Source organism: Kitasatospora sp. NPDC088351, from assembly GCF_040685575.1.
Classification (GTDB): Bacteria; Actinomycetota; Actinomycetes; order Streptomycetales; family Streptomycetaceae; genus Kitasatospora.
Map to the genome: position 1 here is coordinate 199,781 of NZ_JBFBIL010000001.1, position 19,379 is coordinate 219,159.

Sequence of the window (19,379 nt, forward strand, 5' to 3'; positions counted from 1 at the left end):
CGCCTCCGTGATCGCTCTACCTGCGGTTTCTTCGCTGAGCGTGGACGGTGTGAATGGCTTTCGCAGGGCTCTGCGCGGGAGGCGTGCGTGGACGGTCTTGTGTACGGTCCACGCCGGGGGAGCGCCCAGTGGCGGCGATGGTCCGCTCGTGCGCCGGCGGCCGGGTACAACGGTCGGCGCTGTCCGCTGGCCCGTGCGGTCACCTCGGTCAGTTCTGTCGACTGGCGTGACCGCAGTGACCGGACCCCGGTCACTGCGGTCGGTCAGAACGACGGACTGACCGGGGACGCGGTCACTCACGCTTGCCTCGGTCACTCCAGTCGTGGTGGCGGTCAGGAGACGGCCGTGATGTGCCGGGCAGAGGGGCGGTAACGGGCCTGCTGGCCGCCCCCGACACCACCAGCAGTGCCTTCGGCCTTGACCGCCAACCCACTCTTGACCAGGCGGTCCAGGTGGCGGCGAGCCTTCTCGATGTCGGCGCGGTCAGGGTTGGCCTCGCCGGTCAGGGCGGTCGCCAGGTCACGAGCGGTCAGGCCGTCCGTGGCGGCCCTCAGGAGGGTGACCGGATCCAGGGTCGGTTCGACGTAGGTGGTTCCGCGCTGGTGGTCGTGGACAACCGGAAGCGGGCCGATCTCGCCGGTCACGGTCTTGAGGTGGTGAAGGGTGACCGCCGGGTCGCCGGCCTCGCCGGAAATGAACAGGACACTGCCCGCTCCGGCGGTCAGCCAGGTCGAGCCGTACACCCGATCCAGGGTGGGACGCTGGCCGCGTGGCGCGTCGGCGGTGGCCTTGCGCTGGTGGTGGAGCTCCATGATCTCGACGCCGGCGCGCAGGGCCCGCATGCGGGCGTTGTTGAAGGCGACGGCGAGGGAGTCGTCCACGAGGGTGCTGACCGCGTCCTTGAGGCTGTCGATGACGATGGTGTCGGCGCGGTGGGCGGCGGCGAGTTCGGCGAGGAGGTCGGGTTCCTTGTCGAGGGTGGCGGGGAGTGGTCCCTGCCACACAGCGAGGCGGTCGCGAAGGTGGGCCTCGTCGGCAGGCATGATGCGGCGGGACATGGCGCGGGCGATCTGCTGGGGGCGGTCCATGGCGAGGTAGAGGACGCGTTCTCCCTCTGCGACGGGGAGGTCGAGGACGGCTGCCTGGAGCCCGAGGCGAGCGAGGACGACCTGGTGGGCGATGGTGGTCTTGCCGACGCCCGGCGCGCCGACGATCATCAGGCTCTCGCCGGAGGCCCAGGCGGTCTGCTCCCGGGTGCCCCACAACGGTTCCTTGTCCGCGCCGGTCTTGGTGACGAAGTCCCAGCCGTTGACGATGTAGCGGGACAGACGGCTGCTGCCGGAGGCCAGCGCGCGTTCGCGCTCGGCACGGATCTCGGTCTCGACGGCCGTACGGATCTCGTCCGGGTCGGCGCCCGGAGCCAGCGCGTGCTGGACGGTGCGGATACCGGTGGCATGCAGAGTCCGCAGCTGGGCGGCTCGGCGCACGATCTGCGCGTAGTAGTCGGCGTTGTCCGTCGAGGGCGGCGCGACGGCGACCAGCGTGTGGAGGTAGGACGAGCCTCCGACGCGGGAAAGATCTCCCGCGCACTGCAGGTGATCGGTGAGGGCGATGGGGTCGGTGGGCGCGTCCTCGGCGCGCAGCGCGAGGATCGCGCGCCAGATGGTCTCGTGAGCGGGCCGGTAGAAGTCACGTGCGTCCAACGTGCTGCGGACCTTCTCCACCGCCTGGTGGTTCACCATGCAGGCGCCGAGGACCGCCTGCTCGGCATCGACGTTGTGCGGCGGCTCCCCGGAAGGGCGGTCGGCGTGAGCGTTCGATGGGTCGCTCGGCCGCCGGTCGTGGTGGGATGACGGCATTGACGGCGGGGCCGTAGGCTTGTCCACAGCGGTGTCCTCACTCGGAGGCGCTGGGCGGCTACCCGGTTCCTCCGTTGTCGACTGTTCCAGGGATGGGCGGTTTTCGAGGTTCTGCTTCGGCCCTCGGCGTTCGTAGCGCCGGGGGCCTTTGTGTGTCGCGACGCCGGGTGGCTGGCCCGGCTCGATGCGGTTCGGCTTAGTTGCGTTTCATCTTGCATCACGTTAACGTCGTGCTCGGCGCATTGCAAATGGGGTTAATGACGATGCATGGAGGGTTGACCGTGGGTGGTGCGGATTCAAGACAGCGGCTGGAAGGGGAGGAGAACGTCGCCCGGCGTATCAAGATGGAGCGCGAGGCGCGCGGGTGGAGTACCGCGACGCTCGCGGAGCGCCTTACCGAGGCCGGCTACCCGCTCAACCAGTCGGCGGTGTGGCGCATCGAGAGCGGTGAACCGCGCCGCAGGGTCAACCTGGATGAGGCCATCGGCTTCGCCAAGGTCTTCGACATCTCTCTGGACAACCTGGTCGGACCACCCGAGATCGCCGCCAACGCCCACGTGAAGCGGCTGCTGGCGGAGTTCGCCGAGAGTTGGCAGAAGTCCGTCGTCGCGCGCAAGGAGATGGACCGCGCCCGCGACGCGCTCGATGCCTACGGCGCCGACCACCCGAACCTCGCCGAACTCATCAGCGCGATGATCACTCGGGTCGTCGCTGACGAGGCTGGTGGCGACTACGGCTCGCAGCGCCTTCCTCCTGGCTCGTCCGAGGCTCAAGGTCTCGCCGATCCAGGAGCCGCGACGTAACTTGTCGATCCCGAGTGCGGCCCTGGCCGCCCAAGGGCACCTGCTGCATGGTGTCGGGTCTCCACGTCGCTCCTGCCGCTGATCCGATGACGACCGGCATCATGCTGGACGTCCGGTGGTTTGGTGCGGCCGGAATCAACCGCTAACGTCCCCTCCCGCCAGTCGGACCACGGGCCTTGCCCGCCCATGGAGCTTCAACCAGCCATGCCTTCCGCAACCCCTCGGCGCTACGAACGCCGGAGGTCACAACGCGGACCCGCACAGCCGAATCGCCCATCCCTGGAACATCGACAACGGCGGCGCGTAGCCGAAAGCGCCGCTGGGATAGGACACCCATGTCCGAAACATCGCTGGAGCTTGCCCGAGTGGCCCATGCCCTCGGCACCACAGAGCAGGTCCTCCTGCGCCTGATCGCCGATCAGAGCAGTGCAGCCGACCCCACGCTCGTCGCCCTCACCGTCGAAGAGGCCGCCCGCCGCCTTGGCGTCGGTCGGACAACCATGTACGCCCTGGTGGCCTCCGGCGAAGTCCCGGCAGTGACGATTGGCCGACTCCGCCGAGTGCCCGCCGAGGCGCTCAAGGAGTACGTCACCGCCCGTACGCAGGCCGCCGCTTCGACCGTCGCGCTCGCGGCCTGAGGGGGAGCGTATGGCGAAGACCCGCAAGCCCAACGGCGACTCCTCGATCTACGAGGGAAAGGACGGCCGCTGGCACGGCCGCGTCACGGTCGGCGTCAAGGACGACGGCACCCCCGACCGCCGTCACGTCAGCGCCAAGACCCGCCCCGAGGTCACGGCCAAGGTCCGCAAGCTGGAGAAGCTGCGCGACAACGGCACCGTGCCCAAGGCCGGCCAGAAGTGGACGGTCGGCAAGTGGCTGACCCACTGGATCAAGGAGATCGTCCCCGGCACCGTCAGCGAGAACACGTACGCCGGATACGAGGTCGCCGTCCGCGTGCACCTCATACCCGGCCTCGGCGCGCACCGCCTGGAGAAGCTGGAACCCGAGCACCTGGAGCGCTTCTACAAGAAGATGCAGGCCGCCGGCAGCGCCGCCGGTACTGCCCACCAGGCCCACCGCACCATCCGTGTCGCCCTCGGCGAGGCCCTGCGGCGCGACCACCTCACCCACAACGTGGCCACGATCGCCAAGGCCCCGAAGCTTGAAGAGGAGGAGGTCGAGCCGTTCGAGATCGAGGAGGTCCAGGCGCTCATGGACATGGCGCGCAAGCGCCGCAACTCCGCCCGCTGGATCTTCGCGCTCGCCCTCGGCCTGCGTCAGGGCGAGGTGCTCGGGCTCCAGTGGAAGGACGTCGACTTCGCTCGCGGCGTCGCCTGGGTCAAGCGCGGCCGGCTGCGTCCCAAGTACCGGCACGGCTGCGGCGACCGCTGCGGCAGGAAGCCCGGCTTCTGCCCACAGAAGGAGCCGATCCGACGCGAGACCAAGGACACCAAGTCCCGCGCCGGGCGCCGCGCGGTGCCGCTGCCCGAGCAACTTGTCGTGATCCTCCGGCAGCACAAGGAGGAGCAGGATCGCGAGCGGGCCCTCGCCCGCGACCTCTGGACGGACAAGGGCTACGTCTTCACCTCGGAGACCGGCGAGCCGCTCAACCCCAGCACCGACTACCACCACTGGAAGCGGCTCCTGCGCGAGGCCGGCATCCGTGACGGCCGCCTCCACGACGCCCGGCACACCGCCTCGACTGTCCTCCTCCTGCTCGGCGTGCCGGAACGGATCGTGATGGCGATCATGGGCTGGTCCTCGACCTCGATGGCCCAGCGCTACCAGCACGTCACCGAGCCGATGCTGAACGATGTCGGCAGGAAGATCGGCGAGGCGCTGTGGGGTGGGGAGGCGGAGCAGGGCAACCAGTCACCGCTGGCAGACCACGAGGCATGAATGACCGTTGCCGCCTTGCTTCAACTGCACATGCAGTTGAAGCAAGGCGGCAACGCCCATCCTGGTGCAGCTCTCTCGCCAGCAGTGTCAGCCTGTCGACGCGTCCATCTCGGCCCAGATTCTGAGGATGGGGGCCAGTGTGTTCACCACTGCATCGTCCATGTCAGCTGGCTCTGCGCAGATCGCTCGCCCGGAGGCGTCACGCGTGACCAGCGAGATTTGCCCGGCTGTCTTACCGTTGCGAGTGGCCGCGTACACCGTCAGCGCTTCCATGCGATCCAGCCGATCCCGAGCTGGGAAGAATACGGTCCCCAGCTCTTCCTCCCTCTTGGTGGGAAGCGCAAACCACGACTCCGCGATTACAAGCACACCATCGGCGTTCATCGCCTTCACCTGACTGGCCAGCTTCTCGAAGGCGAGGATCTTCGAGTTCTGGTTGTAGAAGATGAGCCCACCCATTTTGATCAGCGCGTCCCCTCGGTAAAGAAATACGAAGGTTCCGTGCTCTCCGTCCATCTCCATGAGCCGTTGAGCGTTCGCCATGAACTCCGGTACGGCGTCGATGGGTCCGTTGGTTGGAATCTTGGCCCGACTGCCATAACGCTCAACGGACTTTGCGATCAGCTCTTCGTCACGCTCGATGACCAAGGAGGTGGACTCGATCTCGACACCTTCCACCAAGTCGAAGTGAGCCTCCAGATCGTCCTTGGCGTCCAGCATGCAGTGCGGGCGCGTGCCTGATACCTGAAGGCTCGACGTCACACACTCTCGGTCATGTGCCTCCAGGTCGCACACAGGCACGCCAGCCACCGAGTGGCCTTCGGCGAGCAACTCTTCGAGCCGCGTGTACGCCTCGCTCGTCGCATCCAGGAGCTCCCACGCGGGCAGCGCCTTGTCCACCCAGCGCCTCCTGACAGTCATGGTCCCGAAGGGCGGCCGATAGCGTCGCATGACGTCGTCTGTGATCTCTCGGATCGACATCCTGGGCGGATACTTCGACGACGTGCCGATGACGCGCTGAAGCCAGTCCTGATGCCATACGACCTGAAGCTCACTGAGAAGCTCCAGATCAGCCTCCTTTGTGATGCGGTTACGCGACTTCACGATCCACCGCATGATCTCATTGCTGCCGGAACTCTGCTGGAACCGCGGGTACCACTCGTCGAAGCCGACGAGTTGAGCCTTCTGCTTTTGCAGCAGCCAGGTCACATTCCGCAGGTTCTGGACCAACGAGTTCATGGTCAACCTGAACTCGTGCGGGTCGAAGTACACCTCATGCAGCCGGTGCCATTGGGCATGGCAATCCATTAGCCGCCGATGAGCGTTGGGCATCGGGCACGGCTGCGCGGCGTCATCTGAGGTCATGCACAGATGCTAGGTGTGTCCACCTTGCCGCACCTGACAATTTCCCGGTCACATCGAACAGCCACCATGGCCCTGATCGTGAAGCTGGTGGAGTTGGCCAGCGGTAGCGACGGCGAGGGCGTACCAGGGGTCTGCTGGACTCGCCGTGGCTACGCCGTCGTGGCGCCGGGGCCGGTCAGATGGATCCAGCTGGCGACTGAGACCAAAATTGAGACCACGAGACGACGAAGGGCCCGACCGCAGTGCGGTCGGGCCCTTCGTTTGCCCTGGCGGGCGGAGGCGGAGGATACGAGATTCGAACTCGTGAGGGGTTGCCCCCAACACGCTTTCCAAGCGTGCGCCCTAGGCCTCTAGGCGAATCCTCCGTGGGAGAGCTTAGTACATGTTCAGGGGTGGTTGCGACCACGTATGTGGAGGGTGAGCGGGGGGTGGTGCCTGCGGATCGGTGAAGGGGGTGGGTGGTGGAGGTGGGGGGTCGGGATCCGGTACTGTGGGTGTCAGCCCCTCGTGTGGCGTTATCTCTCTGAACCCCCCCAGGGCCGGAAGGCAGCAAGGGTAGGAGGGCTCTGGCGGGTGCGCGGGGGGTCTTTGCGTTCCCGGGGCCGGGAGGCGAGGGGCGACGCGTTTGTCGGTCCGTCCCGATATCGTCGGGGGTGTGTCCCTAGCCCTGTACCGCCGCTATCGCCCCGAGACCTTTGCGGAGGTCATCGGTCAGGAGCACGTGACCGCTCCGCTCCAGCAGGCCCTGCGTAACAACAGGGTCAACCACGCCTATCTGTTCAGCGGCCCGCGCGGCTGCGGCAAGACGACGAGTGCGCGCATCCTGGCCCGCTGTCTGAACTGCGAGCAGGGGCCGACGCCGACGCCGTGCGGTGAGTGCCAGTCCTGCCGGGACCTGGCGACGGGTGGGCCCGGATCGATCGACGTGATCGAGATCGACGCGGCCTCGCACGGTGGTGTGGACGACGCCCGTGAGCTGCGGGAGCGGGCGTTCTTCGCGCCGGTGCACAGCCGGTACAAGATCTTCATTCTGGACGAGGCGCACATGGTGACCTCGGCCGGCTTCAACGCGCTGCTGAAGGTGGTGGAGGAGCCGCCGGAGCACCTCAAGTTCATCTTCGCGACCACGGAGCCGGAGAAGGTGATCGGGACGATCCGCTCCCGGACGCACCACTATCCGTTCCGGCTGGTGCCGCCCGGCACGCTGCGTGACTACCTGGCGGAGGTCTGCGGCCGGGAGGGCATCCAGGTCGAGGACACCGTCTTTCCGCTGGTGGTCCGGGCCGGGGCCGGGTCGGTGCGTGACTCGATGTCGGTGATGGACCAGCTGCTCGCGGGTGCCGACGAGGCCGGGGTGACGTACCCGATGGCCACCGCGCTGCTCGGCTACACGGACTCGGCGCTGCTGGACGAGGTGGTGGACGCCTTCGCCGCGCAGGACGGGGCGACGGTGTTCCAGGTCATCGACCGGGTGGTCGAGGGCGGGCACGATCCGCGCAGGTTCGTCACGGACCTGCTGGAGCGGCTCCGGGACCTGGTGATCCTGGCCACCGTGCCGGACGCCGGGGAGAAGGGGTTGATCGACGCCCCGGCGGACCGGGTCGCGATCATGCAGGCGCAGGCGGACGCGTTCGGCGCCGCCGAACTGAGCCGGGCGGCGGACATCGTCAACACCGGGCTGACCGAGATGAGGGGGAACGCGGCGCCCCGGCTCCAGCTGGAGCTGATCTGCGCCCGTGTGATGCTGCCGGGTGCGTACAGCGACGAGCTGTCGCTGCAGGCGCGGCTGGACAAGCTGGAGCGGCGGGCGGCGGCCGGGGGATTCGCGGCAGCGGCGCCGGCAGTGGGCATGACGGGAGGCCCGGGTGCGGTGGCCGCGCCCGTGGCGGCAGCGGCTCCGATGGCAGCGGCTCCCGCGGTGGAGGCGCCGCCGGTTGTGGCGGCCCCCGCGCCCGTGGTTCCGCCGGTGCCGCAGGCCCCGCCCGCGCAGCCGGCCCCGGCCCCGGCCGCGCCCGCGCCGGGTGCCTGGCCGATTCCGCGCAGCTTCCCGCCGGCGGGCGGCGCCCCGGCGGCCGCTCCGGCGCCCGTACCCACGCCCGCCCAGACGCCCCAGCCGCAGGCAGCCCCGGCTCCGGCCGTGGCCGTCGTTCCGGCTTCCGCCCCCGGCGGGCAGCCTTCCGCGGCCGCCCAGCAGGGTGCCGGGCAGGTCCGGCAGCTCTGGCCGCAGATTCTGGAGGCGGTGAAGAACCGCCGTCGCTTCACCTGGATCCTGCTCAGCCAGAACGGCCAGGTGGCCGGGTTCGACGGCAGCGTGCTCCAGGTGTCCTTCATCAACGCGGGCGCCCGGGACAGCTTCGTCAGCAGCAACAGCGACGACGTGCTGCGGCAGGCGCTGACCGACGCGCTGGGTGTGGACTGGCGGATCGAGTGCATCGTCGACCCGTCCGGTGGGGTCGGCGGAGCCGGTGGCGGCGCCGCGGGCGGCCTCGCCGGTGGTACCGGTGGCGGTGGCGGTGGTGGCTGGGGTGCCCCGCAGGCGGCGCGTCCCGCCGCGCCCGCGCCCCAGATGCAGGCCCCCGCCATGCAGGCCCCCGATCCGGCCCCCGTGTCGGCCCCCGCGCCCAGGCCGGTCCCGGCCGCTCCGGCGCCCACGCCCGTACAGGCGCCGCCGCCGGCCATGGCCCCCGCGCGGCCGGTGCGGTCGGTGGCGCCGGAGGACGACATCCCGGAGGAGGACGACCCGGACCTCAACGAGGAGGCGTTCTCGGGCCAGGAGCTGATCATCCGCGAGCTGGGTGCGACCGTCCTGGAGGAGATCCACCACACCGGGAACTGACCACCACACCGCCCACCGCGCCACCGACGGGCGGCCGTACGCGGTCGGCCCGGGCAGCACGTAGGCTCGGTTCGACGACGCGAGCGAGACAACGCGAACACAGAACGCAAGGGAGTGAGCCGTGTTCCCCGGTGGTGGTCAGCCCAACATGCAGCAGCTGCTGAAGCAGGCGCAGAAGATGCAGGAGGAACTCGCCCGGGCCCAGCAGGAGCTGGCCGAGGCGAAGGTGAACGGTACGGCGGGCGGTGGCCTGGTCGAGGCCACCGTGACGGGCGCCGGTGAGCTGGTCGCGCTGACCATCGCCCCGGCCGCCGTCGACCCGGAGGACACCGAGACGCTGGCCGACCTGATCCTCGCGGCCGTCCGGGACGCGAACCAGACGGCGCAGAAGATGCAGTCCGAGCGGATGGGCCCGCTGACCCAGGGCCTGGGCGGGGGAAGCATCCCCGGGCTGCCGTTCTGACCTGGGAGAGAACCCGCAGGGTCTGAGAAGGTCCGCAGAGCCCCGCAGGGCCCACACAGGGCCCCACAGAGCCCCGCAGCAGCCTCACCGAGGCCTGCGGGGCTCGAAGTAGCGTGAAGTAGCGCTCCGAAGTTCTGAAGTTCAGACAACGGACCTGTGTGATTTATGCGGGAGTCGGGCGTCGGCCGGTGTGTCCGACGCCCGATTCGTTGGATGATGGCACCGGAGCACCACCAACCAGGAGCACCACCATCCACACCTGAGGGAAGGCGCGACGTTGTACGAGGGCGTGGTTCAGGACCTGATCGACGAACTGGGCAGGCTGCCCGGCGTCGGGCCCAAGAGCGCGCAGCGGATCGCCTTCCACATCCTGCAGGCCGACCCGACCGACGTCCGCCGGCTGGCGCACGCGCTGCTGGAGGTCAAGGACAAGGTCCGGTTCTGCGTGGTCTGCGGCAATGTCGCGGAGGCCGAGCAGTGCCGGGTCTGTCTGGACCCGCGCCGCGACCTCGCGGTGATCTGCGTGGTCGAGGAGTCCAAGGACGTCGTCGCGATCGAACGCACCCGGGAGTTCCGCGGCCGCTACCACGTGCTGGGCGGCGCGATCAGCCCGATCGAGGGCGTCGGTCCGGACGATCTGCGGATCCGCGAGCTGCTGTCACGCCTCGCGGACGGCACGGTCACCGAGCTGATCCTGGCCACCGACCCCAACCTGGAGGGGGAGGCGACCGCCACCTATCTGGCCCGGCTCTGCAAACCGATGGGCCTGAAGGTGACCCGGCTGGCGAGCGGTCTGCCCGTCGGCGGGGATCTGGAGTACGCGGACGAAGTCACCCTCGGCCGCGCCTTCGAAGGGAGACGACTGCTCGATGTCTGACCGGACGATCAACCCGCAGCCCCACGCGCCCCACCAGCAGTCCCACGGGCAGCAGCACCAGAACGGGCAGCACCACGCCGCGGAGCAGCAGCACACTCCGCACATCCACGCGCACGGCTCGGAGCCGGACGACCTCGCGGTGCAGATCGCGGACTCGGTGGAGAGCTTCGTGCTCGCCGTCACCGAGGTGGCCAAGGGCGACGAGCCCGGCAGCGCGGTCTCGCTGCTCCTCCTGGAGGTCTCGCAGCTGCTGCTGGCCGGCGGCCGGCTCGGCGCGATCGAGGACGTCGTCCCGGAGGACCGGTTCGAGCCCGATGCCGGGCCGGAGCCGGACGGTGAGCAGCTGCGCGAGCGGCTGGCCGACCTGCTCGCGCCGATCGACGTCTACCACGAGGTCTTCGACCCGTACGGGCCGCCGGAGAAGCCGAACGCCTTCCGGATCTCGGACGACCTGGCCGGCGTGGTCAGCGAGCTCCAGCACGGGCTGACCCACTACCGCGAGGGCCGGGTCAGCGAGGCGCTCTGGTGGTGGCAGTTCTCGTACCTCTCCAACTGGGGCACGACCTGCTCGGCGGTGCTCCGGGCGCTGCAGTCGCTGATCGCGCACGTCCGGCTGGACAGTCCGATCGGGGCGGTGCCGGACGGTGCGGACACCGACGACGACGGGCTGACCGACGAGCAGCTGGAACAGCAGGCCGGCGATCTGATGGCGGCCGAACTGGGGCTCGGGCGGTAGACGGCGCAGGTCCGGACGGCGCGGGCCCGGAGAGTGCGGGCCCGGAGAGTGCGGGCCCGGAGAGTGCGGGCCCCGGAGAAAACAGGCCCGGAGAAAACGGCCCCGGACAAAGCGGTGGAAGCCCGGCCGAAACGCCCGGGAACCCGGACGGGGCGACGGAAACGCGGATTGTGACGCAAGCCTCACGGTTCCCGGCCCCCGGCGAAAACCGGGGGCCACCGCCCATTCGCCCGCCGATTCTTCGGGGCCGCGCCGGATCCCCCGCAGACCTGCCGGTCGGACCGCCCCGCACGGCGCCCACCTGCTGAAACATACGTCTCACCATATGGAAAGCGCCGGTCGCGGCACCCCTGCTCGGTAGACTGGCGCGGACCGCACAACCCCCTCCCCCCGGGGGTGCGGGGGCCCAGAGCCCCCGGAAACGACACAAGTCGAGGAGCGCACGTGGGCCTTGTCGTGCAGAAGTACGGCGGCTCATCCGTTGCGGATGCCGAGGGCATCAAGCGCGTGGCCCGTCGAATCGTCGATACCAAGAAGGCCGGCCATGAGGTCGTCGTCGTGGTGTCCGCGATGGGCGACACGACGGACGAGCTCATCGAACTCGCGGAGCAGGTGTCACCTCTCCCCGCCGGCCGCGAGTTCGACATGCTGCTGACCGCTGGAGAGCGCATCTCCATGGCCCTGCTGGCCATGGCGATCAAATCCCTGGGTCACGAGGCCCAGTCCTTCACGGGCAGCCAGGCCGGTGTCATCACCGACTCCGTCCACAACAAGGCGCGCATCATCGACGTGACGCCGGGCCGCATCCGCACCGCCCTGGACGAGGGCAACATCGCGATCGTGGCCGGTTTCCAGGGTGTCTCGCAGTCGAGCAAGGACATCACCACGCTCGGCCGCGGCGGCTCGGACACCACCGCCGTCGCTCTCGCCGCGGCCCTCAGGGCCGAGGTCTGCGAGATCTACACCGACGTGGACGGCGTGTTCACCGCCGACCCGCGCGTGGTGAAGAAGGCCCGCAAGATCGACTGGATCGCGTACGAGGACATGCTGGAGCTGGCGTCGTCCGGTTCCAAGGTGCTGCTCGACCGCTGCGTGGAGTACGCGCGCCGCTACAACATCCCGATTCACGTACGCTCGTCCTTCTCGGGCCTTCCCGGGACGATCGTCAGCAACGACAACCCGAACCAGCCCGAAGGGGGCGAGATGGAGCAGGCCATCATCTCCGGAGTCGCCCACGACACTTCGGAGGCCAAGGTCACCGTCGTCGGCGTGCCGGACAAGCCGGGCGAGGCGGCGCGCATCTTCCGCGCCATCGCGGACGCCGAGGTCAACATCGACATGGTGGTGCAGAACGTCTCCGCCGCGTCGACCGGGCTGACCGACATCTCCTTCACCCTGCCGAAGGCCGAGGGCCAGAAGGCCATCGACGCGCTGGGCCGGGTCAAGGAGGGCATCGGCTACGAGTCGCTGCGCTACGACGACGCGATCGGCAAGATCTCCCTGGTCGGCGCCGGTATGCGCTCCAACCCGGGCGTCACCGCGACCTTCTTCGAGGCGCTCTCCGAGGCCGGCGTCAACATCGAGCTGATCTCCACCTCGGAGATCCGCATCTCGGTGGTCACCCGGGCCGACGACGTCAACGAGGCCGTGCGCGCCGTCCACAGCGCCTTCGGGCTGGACAGCGACTCGGACGAGGCGGTCGTCTACGGAGGCACCGGGCGATGACCCGGCGGCCGAACCTCGCCGTCGTCGGCGCCACCGGCGCGGTCGGCGAGGTGCTGCTCGGCCTGCTCTCCCTCCGCCACGACATCTGGGGCGAGATCCGTCTCGTCGCCTCCCCGCGCTCGGCCGGCCGCAAGCTGACCGTGCGCGGGGAGCCCGTCGAGGTGCTGGCGCTGGCGGAGGAGGTCTTCGACGGGATCGACGTCGCGCTGTTCGACGTCCCCGACGAGGTCTCCGCCCAGTGGGCGCCCATCGCGGCCGCCAAGGGCGTCGTGGTGGTGGACAACTCCGGCGCGTTCCGGATGGACGAGGACGTCCCGCTGGTCGTCCCCGAGGTGAACGCGGCCGCGCTGCGGATCCGTCCGCGCGGCATCGTCGCCAGCCCCAACTGCACCACGCTCGCGATGATCGCGGCGATCGGCGCGCTGCACGCCGAGTACGGGCTCAGCGCCCTGATGGTCGCCACCTACCAGGCGGCCTCCGGCGAGGGCCGGACCGGTGTGGACACCTTGCGCGAGCAGGTCGCGCTGGTCGCGGGCACCGAGGTCGGCGAGCAGACCGGCGACCTGCGCGCGGTGATCGCCGACCACGGGCCGTTCGCGGCGCCGCTGGCGCTCAACGCGGTGCCGTGGGCTGGTTCGCTGATGGACGGCGGCTGGTCGTCCGACGAACTGAAGGTCCGCAACGAGTCGCGCAAGATCCTCGGCCTGCCGGCCCTGCGGGTCTCGGCGACCTGCGTCCGCATCCCGGTGGTCCGCACCCATGCGCTGGTCGTGCACGCGGTCTTCGAACGCGAGGTCTCCCAGGAGCACGCGCAGGAGATCCTCCGGGACGCCCCCGGCGTGGTGCTGTACGACGACCCGGCGGCGGGGGAGTACCCCACGCCGAACGATGTCGTCGGGACGGACCCGGTCTGGGTCGGACGGGTGCGGCGGGCGCTGGACGACCCGGCGGCACTGGACCTCTTCCTCTGCGGCGACAACCTGCGCAAGGGCGCGGCGCTCAACGCCGTCCAGATCGCCGAACTGGTCGTGGGCGAGCTGTCCGGCTGAGGGGCCGACAGACCCTGCTCCGCATTCCTGCCAGGAATCCCCCTCGGATCCCCTGGAGGGGGATTCGGCCATGCGCGAGAATGTCTCGCGGGCTGGGCAACCATGACAGGGGATCGAGTGTCCAACGGGCGTGGCGAACGTGATGGTGGGGGCAGGGGCGGGCATCTCGACGACGGTCGCGGTGACGTTCTCGCCGCGCGCCCAGTGGCCTGCGGATAGGCCGGAAGACAGCCAGATGACGGCGGTCGCACCCGGCGCGGCGGACTCCGGCGCGGACACCGACGCGGGTACCAGCGAGGACCTGCTCACCGAGACCTATCAGGCCCACTACCGCTCGCTGTTGCGGTTGGCCGCGCTGCTTCTTGACGACCTCTCGACCTGCGAGGACGTGGTGCAGGAGGCGTTCATCCGGGTGCACTCGGCCCGGCGGAGAGTGCGCGAGCCCGAGAAGACGCTCGCCTATCTGCGGCAGACCGTGGTGAACCTGTCCCGCTCCACGCTGCGTCGCCGCATCCTCGGTCTGCGGCTGCTGCCAAAGCCCATGCCTGACATGGCCAGTGCAGAAGAAGGCGCCTACGATGCGCTGGAGCGCGATCAGTTGAAGGCCGCGCTGCGGGGTCTGCAACGCCGTCAGCGGGAGGTTCTGGTGCTGCGTTACTTCGTGGACATGACGGAGGCGCAGGTCGCGGAGACCCTGGGCATCTCGCTCGGCTCGGTGAAGGCGTACGGCTCGCGTGGACTCGCCGCGCTGCGGGTCCAGATGGAGGCCGGGAATGGCTGAGGACCGGACCGACGCCCACGGCCCGGGCGGCGTACCGGGCGGCAGCGGCGTACGAGACGGCAACGGCGCACCGGGCGGGAGCGGCGCACGCGGTTCGGGTGGCGCACGGAGCACGCGGGACACCCGGGCCGCGCAGGAAGCGTCGGCGGCATGGGACGTACGGGCCACGCGGGCCGCACGGGACACCGGCGAGCAGGACCGCGACCTGGACGGGCTGAACGCCGAGGAGCTGCTGGTCCGTTCGCTGATGCAGCGGGCGGTGGCCGAGGTCCAGCCCGACCCGGCCGGCCTGCCCCGGATCCGCCGTGCGGTGCCCCGCCGCCGGGCCGCCCGCCGGGGGGCCCTGACCGGGGCCGCCGCGCTGGTGGCCGCGGTGGCCATCGTGCTGCCCGCCCTGCGCTCCGGCGAGCGCCTCGACCTCTCCAGCGGCCCCGGCTCGCCCAGTGCCCACAGCGGTGCGGCCCCGGCGTCCGCGGGCGCCACGGCCGGCGCCGACTCCGCCGGGCCGGGCCGGCTGCCGCACCCCGACGCCGACGGGCCCGGCGACCAGGGCCGGCCGTCCGGATCCGCCACCGTCCCGCCCAGCCCCGGCGCGAGCAAGGCCGGAGCGGGGGCCGGAGCGTCCAGCCCGGCCCCGGCGCCCAGCACCGGCGACCCGCTGGTCCCGCTCTGCACCAGGGCGGATCTCGGCCGCGGGACCTCGACGGTCGGCGCGGCCGACGGCGGAGGGAAGATCTACGGGCACTTCACGGTGTTCAACACCTCCGCGCGCAGCTGCCGGCTCGGCGGTCCGGGCTCGGTGGCGGTCACCGCCACGGCCGGGACGGACCAGAGCCGGATCCGGGTGGCCGACCACACGGCGGGCGACCCGGCGACCGGGCTGCCCGCCCCGGACGCGGCCGCGGGGACGGGCGCCGCGAACGGGTCCGCCGCGAACGGGGGCGGCCAGGGCCTGGTGCTCGCACCGCAGTCCGGGTACCGGGTGGACTTCGGCTGGGTGCCGGACACCGGCTGCCCGGTGCCGGGCGGGGCATCGCCCAGCGCGCCCGCCGCCCCGGGTGGCTCGGGCACCTCGGGCACGGGCTCGGGTACCTCGGGCTCGGGCACCTTGGCGGGGTCGCAGCCCGACGGATTGGGCGGTACCGGCGGTGCCCCTGAGGCCAGCGCCTCGGGGGCACCGAGCGTGCCTCCCCCGGTGTCCGCCTCGCCGACGGCCGGGCCGACCTCGGCTCCCAGCCCCACGGCCACCGCCACCACCGTCCCGCCGCCCGCCGTCACCCTCGCCCACACCCCGGCCCCGGGCGGCCCGGTCGCCGCCGCGGCCGTCCTTCCGGGCGCCTGCGCGGGCACGGTCTACCGGACGGCGCCCCAGGCCCTGCCGGCGCCGAGCGCACAGCCGAGCGCCTCGCCGTCGGCGGGGTGAGGCCGGGGTGAGGCCGGAGTGAGGCGGGGCTGAACCCGCGCCGGTCCTGCGCCGGGCCAGGCGGGTGCGGGCCGGACGGTGCGGGCCGGACGGTGCCCGGGAAGTCGGCCCGGCCGACTTTCCACTCCCGTCGGCGGACGCCCCGGTGGACGCCCCGGCAGCGGTTCCCGATGTTCGGGAGGCGCGGCGCGGCACCCCTGTGGTCGGGAGAGGTGTGAGGAGTGGTTACCGTGGGGGGTGTGTACCGGTTCCTCCTGACCCCGCGCTGGCTGAGTGGCACCGCGCTGGCCGTGACGGCCGTGGCGGTGTGTCTCTGGCTCGGCTCCTGGCAGCTCGGGCGGTTCGAGGACAAGGTCTCCTCGCACAAGGAGATCAGCCGGGCGGTCGACGACGCCGGCGTGGCCAAGCCGCTGGACGAACTGCTGGACGCCGCCCGGCCGCAGGTCACCACCGACACCGTCGGCCGAGCCGTCACGGTGACCGGCACCTTTGACGAGGAGCACCAACTCCTGGTGCCCAACCGGGTGGTGGACGGCAAGCAGGGCTATTACGTGCTCACCCCGCTGCGCACCGGCGACGGCCGTGCCGTCGCCGTCGTACGGGGCTGGGCACCGGGCACGCCCGCCGAGGGCGCGTCCGCCGCCGCCGTACCGCCCGTCGGCGAGGTGACGGTGACCGGGCGCCTGCAGGCCGGGGAGAGCAGCGGCAGCGGTGGCGCGGTGGCGGGCGGTCTCCCGTCCGGCCAGCTCGGCACGATCAACCGGGCCGCGCTCGTCAACGTGCTGTCCTACGACGGCTGGTACGACGGCTGGGTGTCCGCGGACGCCGTGCCGGCCGGGCTGAGCACGGTGCCGACGGTGCAGCCGCAGGGCGGCAACGGGCTCACCCTGCGCGCGTTCCAGAACCTGGGCTACACCCTGGAGTGGTTCGTCTTCGGCGGCTTCGTGGTCTTCATGTGGTTCCGCCTGGTGCGCCGCGAGGCCGAGGCCGAGCAGGACCGGGCCCTCGGGCTGGACCCGGTCCTGGAGTAGCGCCGCCCGCCCCGGCTCAACTCAGCTCGGCGGCTCGGCTCGGCTCAGCGGGACGGCTTCGCGGGTGGTGCGACCGGCTTGGACGGCGCGCCCGGCAGGGACGGCGCCGGGACCGGTGACCGCGACGGCGGCGTCAGGGCCGGCGACGGTGACTGGGTCGGTGGTGCCTGCCGGCCGCACCGGCTGCCGCTGCCGCCGCCGCGGTTGTCGTCCGAGTCGTAGTGGTCGGTGTGGTGGCGCGTGGTGCGCCCGCCCTTGGACCCCTTGGACCCCTTCGAGCCGGAGGAGGACCCCTTCGACCCGGACGAGCCCTTGGCGAGCAGCACCGTCCCACCGTCCTCCCCGGCCGCGACCTCCGTCGTACGGAAGGCCGCCCGCACGGCCGTGCCCCCCTCCTCCGCCACGGCCGCGGCCGTGGCGGAGGCCGTCGCCGCCGCAGTCGCCCGAGCCGAGGCCGAAGCCGTCGACTGCGGCGCGGCGGGCGGCGGACAGTCCGCCGAACTGCTGCTGTCCTGACCCGAGCAGCCGGTGAGCACGAGCGCCCCGGCCACCCCCACCCCCATGAGCGTCAGCAGACGTCTCACCCGTTCCCCCCGTCGGCCGCCCCGGCCTGGTCCTGATCCTGGTCCTGTCCGCCTCCGGCCCCGCCGCCCGTTCCGCCGAGGTGCCGTCGCACGAAGTCGATCTCCAGCCGCAGCTGCTTGATCCGCTCCTCCACCACCAGCGAGCCGTGCCCGGCGTCGTACCGGTAGACCTCGTGCGGCCTGCCCAGCCGCTCCAGCCGCTCGACGTAGTTCTCGATCTGCCGGATCGGGCAGCGCGGGTCGTTCACCCCGGCGCTGATGTAGACCGGTACCCGCACCTGCTCCACGTACGTCAGCGGCGACGAGGCCGTCCAGCGCTCGGGCACCTCCTCCGGCGTTCCGCCGAAGAGCGTGCGGTCCAGCGACTTCAGCGCCTCCATCTCGTCGTCGTACGCCGTCAGGTAGTCCGCGACGGGCACGGCGGCGACGCCGAGCGTCCAGTTCTCCGGCTGCACGCCGATGCCGAGCAGGGTGAGGTAGCCGCCCCAGGAGCCGCCGGCGAGCACCAGCCGGGCCGGGTCGGCGAGCCCGCTGTCCACCGCCCAGGCGCGGACGGCGGCGATGTCCTCCAGCTCGATCAGGCCGACCCGCTCGCGCAGCGCGTCCGTCCAGGCCTGGCCGTAGCCGGTGGAGCCGCGGTAGTTGACCCGGACCACCGCGAAGCCGTGGTCCAGCCAGGCGGCCGGGCCGGCGGCGAAGGAGTCGCTGTCGTGGTGGGTCGGCCCGCCGTGGATGTCGAAGACGGTCGGGAACGGGCCCGTGCCGGCCGGTCGCTGCACCAGGGCGTGCACCCGCCCGCCCGGTCCGTCCACCCAGACGTCCTCGACCGGCACCGAGCCGGGCGGCACCGCGCCGGGCGCCCGCAGCACCACCGTTCCGGCGGTGGAGCGGACGGCGGACGGCTCGGCGGCGGACGACCAGAGGAACTCCACGGTGCCGTCGGGGCGGGCGGTCGCGCCGCCGACCGTGCCGCGCGGGGTGTCCAGACGGGTCAGCACCCCGTCGGTGAGGTCGTACGAGAACAGCTCGCTGCGCGCCTCGTACTCGTGCTCGACCAGCAGCGCCCGCGCGCCGGGGCGCCACTGCGCCGAGACGTCGCCGGGCAGCTCGCGCCCGTGCTCGTCGCGCAGCGGCAGCGCGGTCTCGGCGCCGGTCGCGACGTCCCAGATCATCGGCTCCCAGCGGCCGGTGCGCTGGTGGGCGACCAGCAGCCGGGTGTCGCCGTCCACCGGCGCGAAGCCGAGGCAGGCGACCCCGCGCGGGTCCTCACGGCCGGTGACCTCGTCCAGCTCGGCGACGGTCGCACCGTCGGAGAGCCGCACGACCCGGATCGCCGCGTGCATGGCGTCGCCGTGCTCGGTGTGGTCGATGGCGAGCAGGGAGCTGTCGTAGCTGAGGTCGCCGACGCCGCCGTACTCCTCGTGCCGGTAGATCTCGACCGCCTCGGCCGCGCCCGGGCGGCGCAGGTGCAGCGTGGTGCCCTGCTCGTCGGTGGAGCGGCCGACCACGACCGTGCCGTCCCGGCCGAGCGCCAGGCCCGCCGAGTACGAAGGGGCGAGGCCCGGCACGGCCTCCTCGTCGGGGCCGTCCTCGCCGCCCGGACGCCCGGCGAAGGGCTGGCGGCGCCAGATGCCGAACTCGTCGCCGTCGTGGTCGTCGAACCACCACACCCAGGCTCCGTCGGGGGACAGTTCGGCGTCGGTGGTGCCGTTCGGCCGGTCGGTGACCCGGCGGTGGGTGTCGGTCGCGCGGTCCCAGGCGTAGACCTCGTAGGTACCGGTCGCGTTGGACACGTACAGTGCCCGCTCGGGGGCGTCCTCGGCCCAGTCCGGCAGTGAGACGCGTGCTGCCCTGAACCGCTGCTCCCACGCCGGTACGGCGCTCTTCTCCTCGCTCATCCGTCCATCCAACCCGATCGGGGGGAGTGAACGGAACGGGCGGGTGGGCC

16 protein-coding genes, 1 tRNA gene and 1 other RNA gene are annotated in these 19,379 nt (G+C 71.4%); 14 read left to right on the forward strand and 4 right to left on the reverse strand.

The annotated features are described in order from the left end of the window. Positions 1-332: 332 nt before the first annotated feature. Positions 333-1,859, reverse strand: a complete 1,527-nt coding sequence (locus AB0P06_RS00870; protein ID WP_363604026.1) for a DnaB-like helicase N-terminal domain-containing protein — start codon at positions 1,857-1,859, stop codon at positions 333-335. 230 nt (positions 1,860-2,089) lie between these two features. Between AB0P06_RS00870 and AB0P06_RS00875 the strand changes: the two genes are divergently transcribed. From AB0P06_RS00875 to AB0P06_RS00885, 3 genes are all read left to right on the forward strand, one after another. Beyond that, entirely contained in the window at positions 2,090-2,662 is a 573-nt protein-coding gene (locus AB0P06_RS00875; RefSeq protein WP_363604028.1) for a helix-turn-helix transcriptional regulator, read from the forward strand. 335 nt (positions 2,663-2,997) lie between these two features. Continuing rightward, positions 2,998-3,300 (forward strand): helix-turn-helix domain-containing protein, encoded by a 303-nt coding sequence (locus tag AB0P06_RS00880; RefSeq protein WP_363604030.1) that lies wholly within the window; start codon positions 2,998-3,000, stop codon positions 3,298-3,300. 10 nt (positions 3,301-3,310) lie between these two features. Then, a complete protein-coding gene (locus AB0P06_RS00885) occupies positions 3,311-4,561 on the forward strand; it encodes a site-specific integrase (protein ID WP_363604031.1) in 1,251 nt (416 codons plus the stop codon). 87 nt (positions 4,562-4,648) lie between these two features. Here AB0P06_RS00885 and AB0P06_RS00890 read toward each other — a convergent pair whose 3' ends face one another. Together AB0P06_RS00890 and AB0P06_RS00895 are read right to left on the reverse strand one after the other, a co-directional pair. Further along, the gene (locus AB0P06_RS00890) at positions 4,649-5,926 is read right to left on the reverse strand and encodes a hypothetical protein (RefSeq protein WP_363604033.1); all 1,278 of its coding nucleotides are present in this window, start codon (positions 5,924-5,926) and stop codon (positions 4,649-4,651) included. 280 nt (positions 5,927-6,206) lie between these two features. Continuing rightward, positions 6,207-6,291 (reverse strand) — tRNA-Ser (locus AB0P06_RS00895). A 134-nt stretch (positions 6,292-6,425) separates the two neighbouring features. On the opposite strand from AB0P06_RS00895, the gene ffs reads away from it, so the two are divergent. The 11 genes from ffs to AB0P06_RS00950 all read left to right on the forward strand — a co-directional run bounded on the left by ffs (position 6,426) and on the right by AB0P06_RS00950 (position 17,363). Next, an RNA gene (gene ffs / locus AB0P06_RS00900) (signal recognition particle sRNA small type) lies at positions 6,426-6,516 on the forward strand. 65 nt (positions 6,517-6,581) lie between these two features. Further along, positions 6,582-8,762, forward strand: coding sequence for a DNA polymerase III subunit gamma and tau (locus AB0P06_RS00905; protein ID WP_363604034.1), 2,181 nt, complete (start codon positions 6,582-6,584; stop codon positions 8,760-8,762). Positions 8,763-8,883: 121 nt separating this feature from the next. Next, positions 8,884-9,225, forward strand: a complete 342-nt coding sequence (locus AB0P06_RS00910) for a YbaB/EbfC family nucleoid-associated protein (RefSeq protein WP_363604036.1) — start codon at positions 8,884-8,886, stop codon at positions 9,223-9,225. A gap of 277 nt (positions 9,226-9,502) precedes the next feature. Beyond that, a complete protein-coding gene (gene recR, locus AB0P06_RS00915) occupies positions 9,503-10,102 on the forward strand; it encodes a recombination mediator RecR (RefSeq protein WP_363604037.1) in 600 nt (199 codons plus the stop codon). Further along, positions 10,095-10,838 (forward strand): DUF5063 domain-containing protein, encoded by a 744-nt coding sequence (locus AB0P06_RS00920; protein ID WP_363604038.1) that lies wholly within the window; start codon positions 10,095-10,097, stop codon positions 10,836-10,838. Before recR ends, AB0P06_RS00920 begins: the two co-directional genes overlap by 8 nt. 444 nt (positions 10,839-11,282) lie before the next feature. Continuing rightward, the gene (locus AB0P06_RS00925) at positions 11,283-12,563 is read left to right on the forward strand and encodes an aspartate kinase (RefSeq protein WP_363604040.1); all 1,281 of its coding nucleotides are present in this window, start codon (positions 11,283-11,285) and stop codon (positions 12,561-12,563) included. Continuing rightward, a complete protein-coding gene (locus tag AB0P06_RS00930) occupies positions 12,560-13,612 on the forward strand; it encodes an aspartate-semialdehyde dehydrogenase (protein ID WP_363604041.1) in 1,053 nt (350 codons plus the stop codon). The genes AB0P06_RS00925 and AB0P06_RS00930 overlap by 4 nt, the downstream gene beginning before the upstream one ends. Positions 13,613-13,847: 235 nt before the next feature. Continuing rightward, the gene (locus AB0P06_RS00935) at positions 13,848-14,393 is read left to right on the forward strand and encodes a SigE family RNA polymerase sigma factor (protein ID WP_363604200.1); all 546 of its coding nucleotides are present in this window, start codon (positions 13,848-13,850) and stop codon (positions 14,391-14,393) included. Continuing rightward, positions 14,386-15,816, forward strand: a complete 1,431-nt coding sequence (locus AB0P06_RS00940) for a hypothetical protein (protein ID WP_363604043.1) — start codon at positions 14,386-14,388, stop codon at positions 15,814-15,816. Before AB0P06_RS00935 ends, AB0P06_RS00940 begins: the two co-directional genes overlap by 8 nt. Positions 15,817-16,055: 239 nt before the next feature. Then, on the forward strand, positions 16,056-16,847 hold the full coding sequence (locus AB0P06_RS00945; protein ID WP_363604044.1) for an SURF1 family protein: 792 nt from the start codon (positions 16,056-16,058) through the stop codon (positions 16,845-16,847). A 255-nt stretch (positions 16,848-17,102) separates the two neighbouring features. After that, entirely contained in the window at positions 17,103-17,363 is a 261-nt protein-coding gene (locus AB0P06_RS00950) for a hypothetical protein (RefSeq protein WP_363604046.1), read from the forward strand. Between the two features lie 64 nt (positions 17,364-17,427). Here AB0P06_RS00950 and AB0P06_RS00955 read toward each other — a convergent pair whose 3' ends face one another. Beyond that, positions 17,428-19,329, reverse strand: coding sequence for a prolyl oligopeptidase family serine peptidase (locus AB0P06_RS00955; protein ID WP_363604047.1), 1,902 nt, complete (start codon positions 19,327-19,329; stop codon positions 17,428-17,430). Between the last annotated feature and the right edge of the window lie 50 nt (positions 19,330-19,379).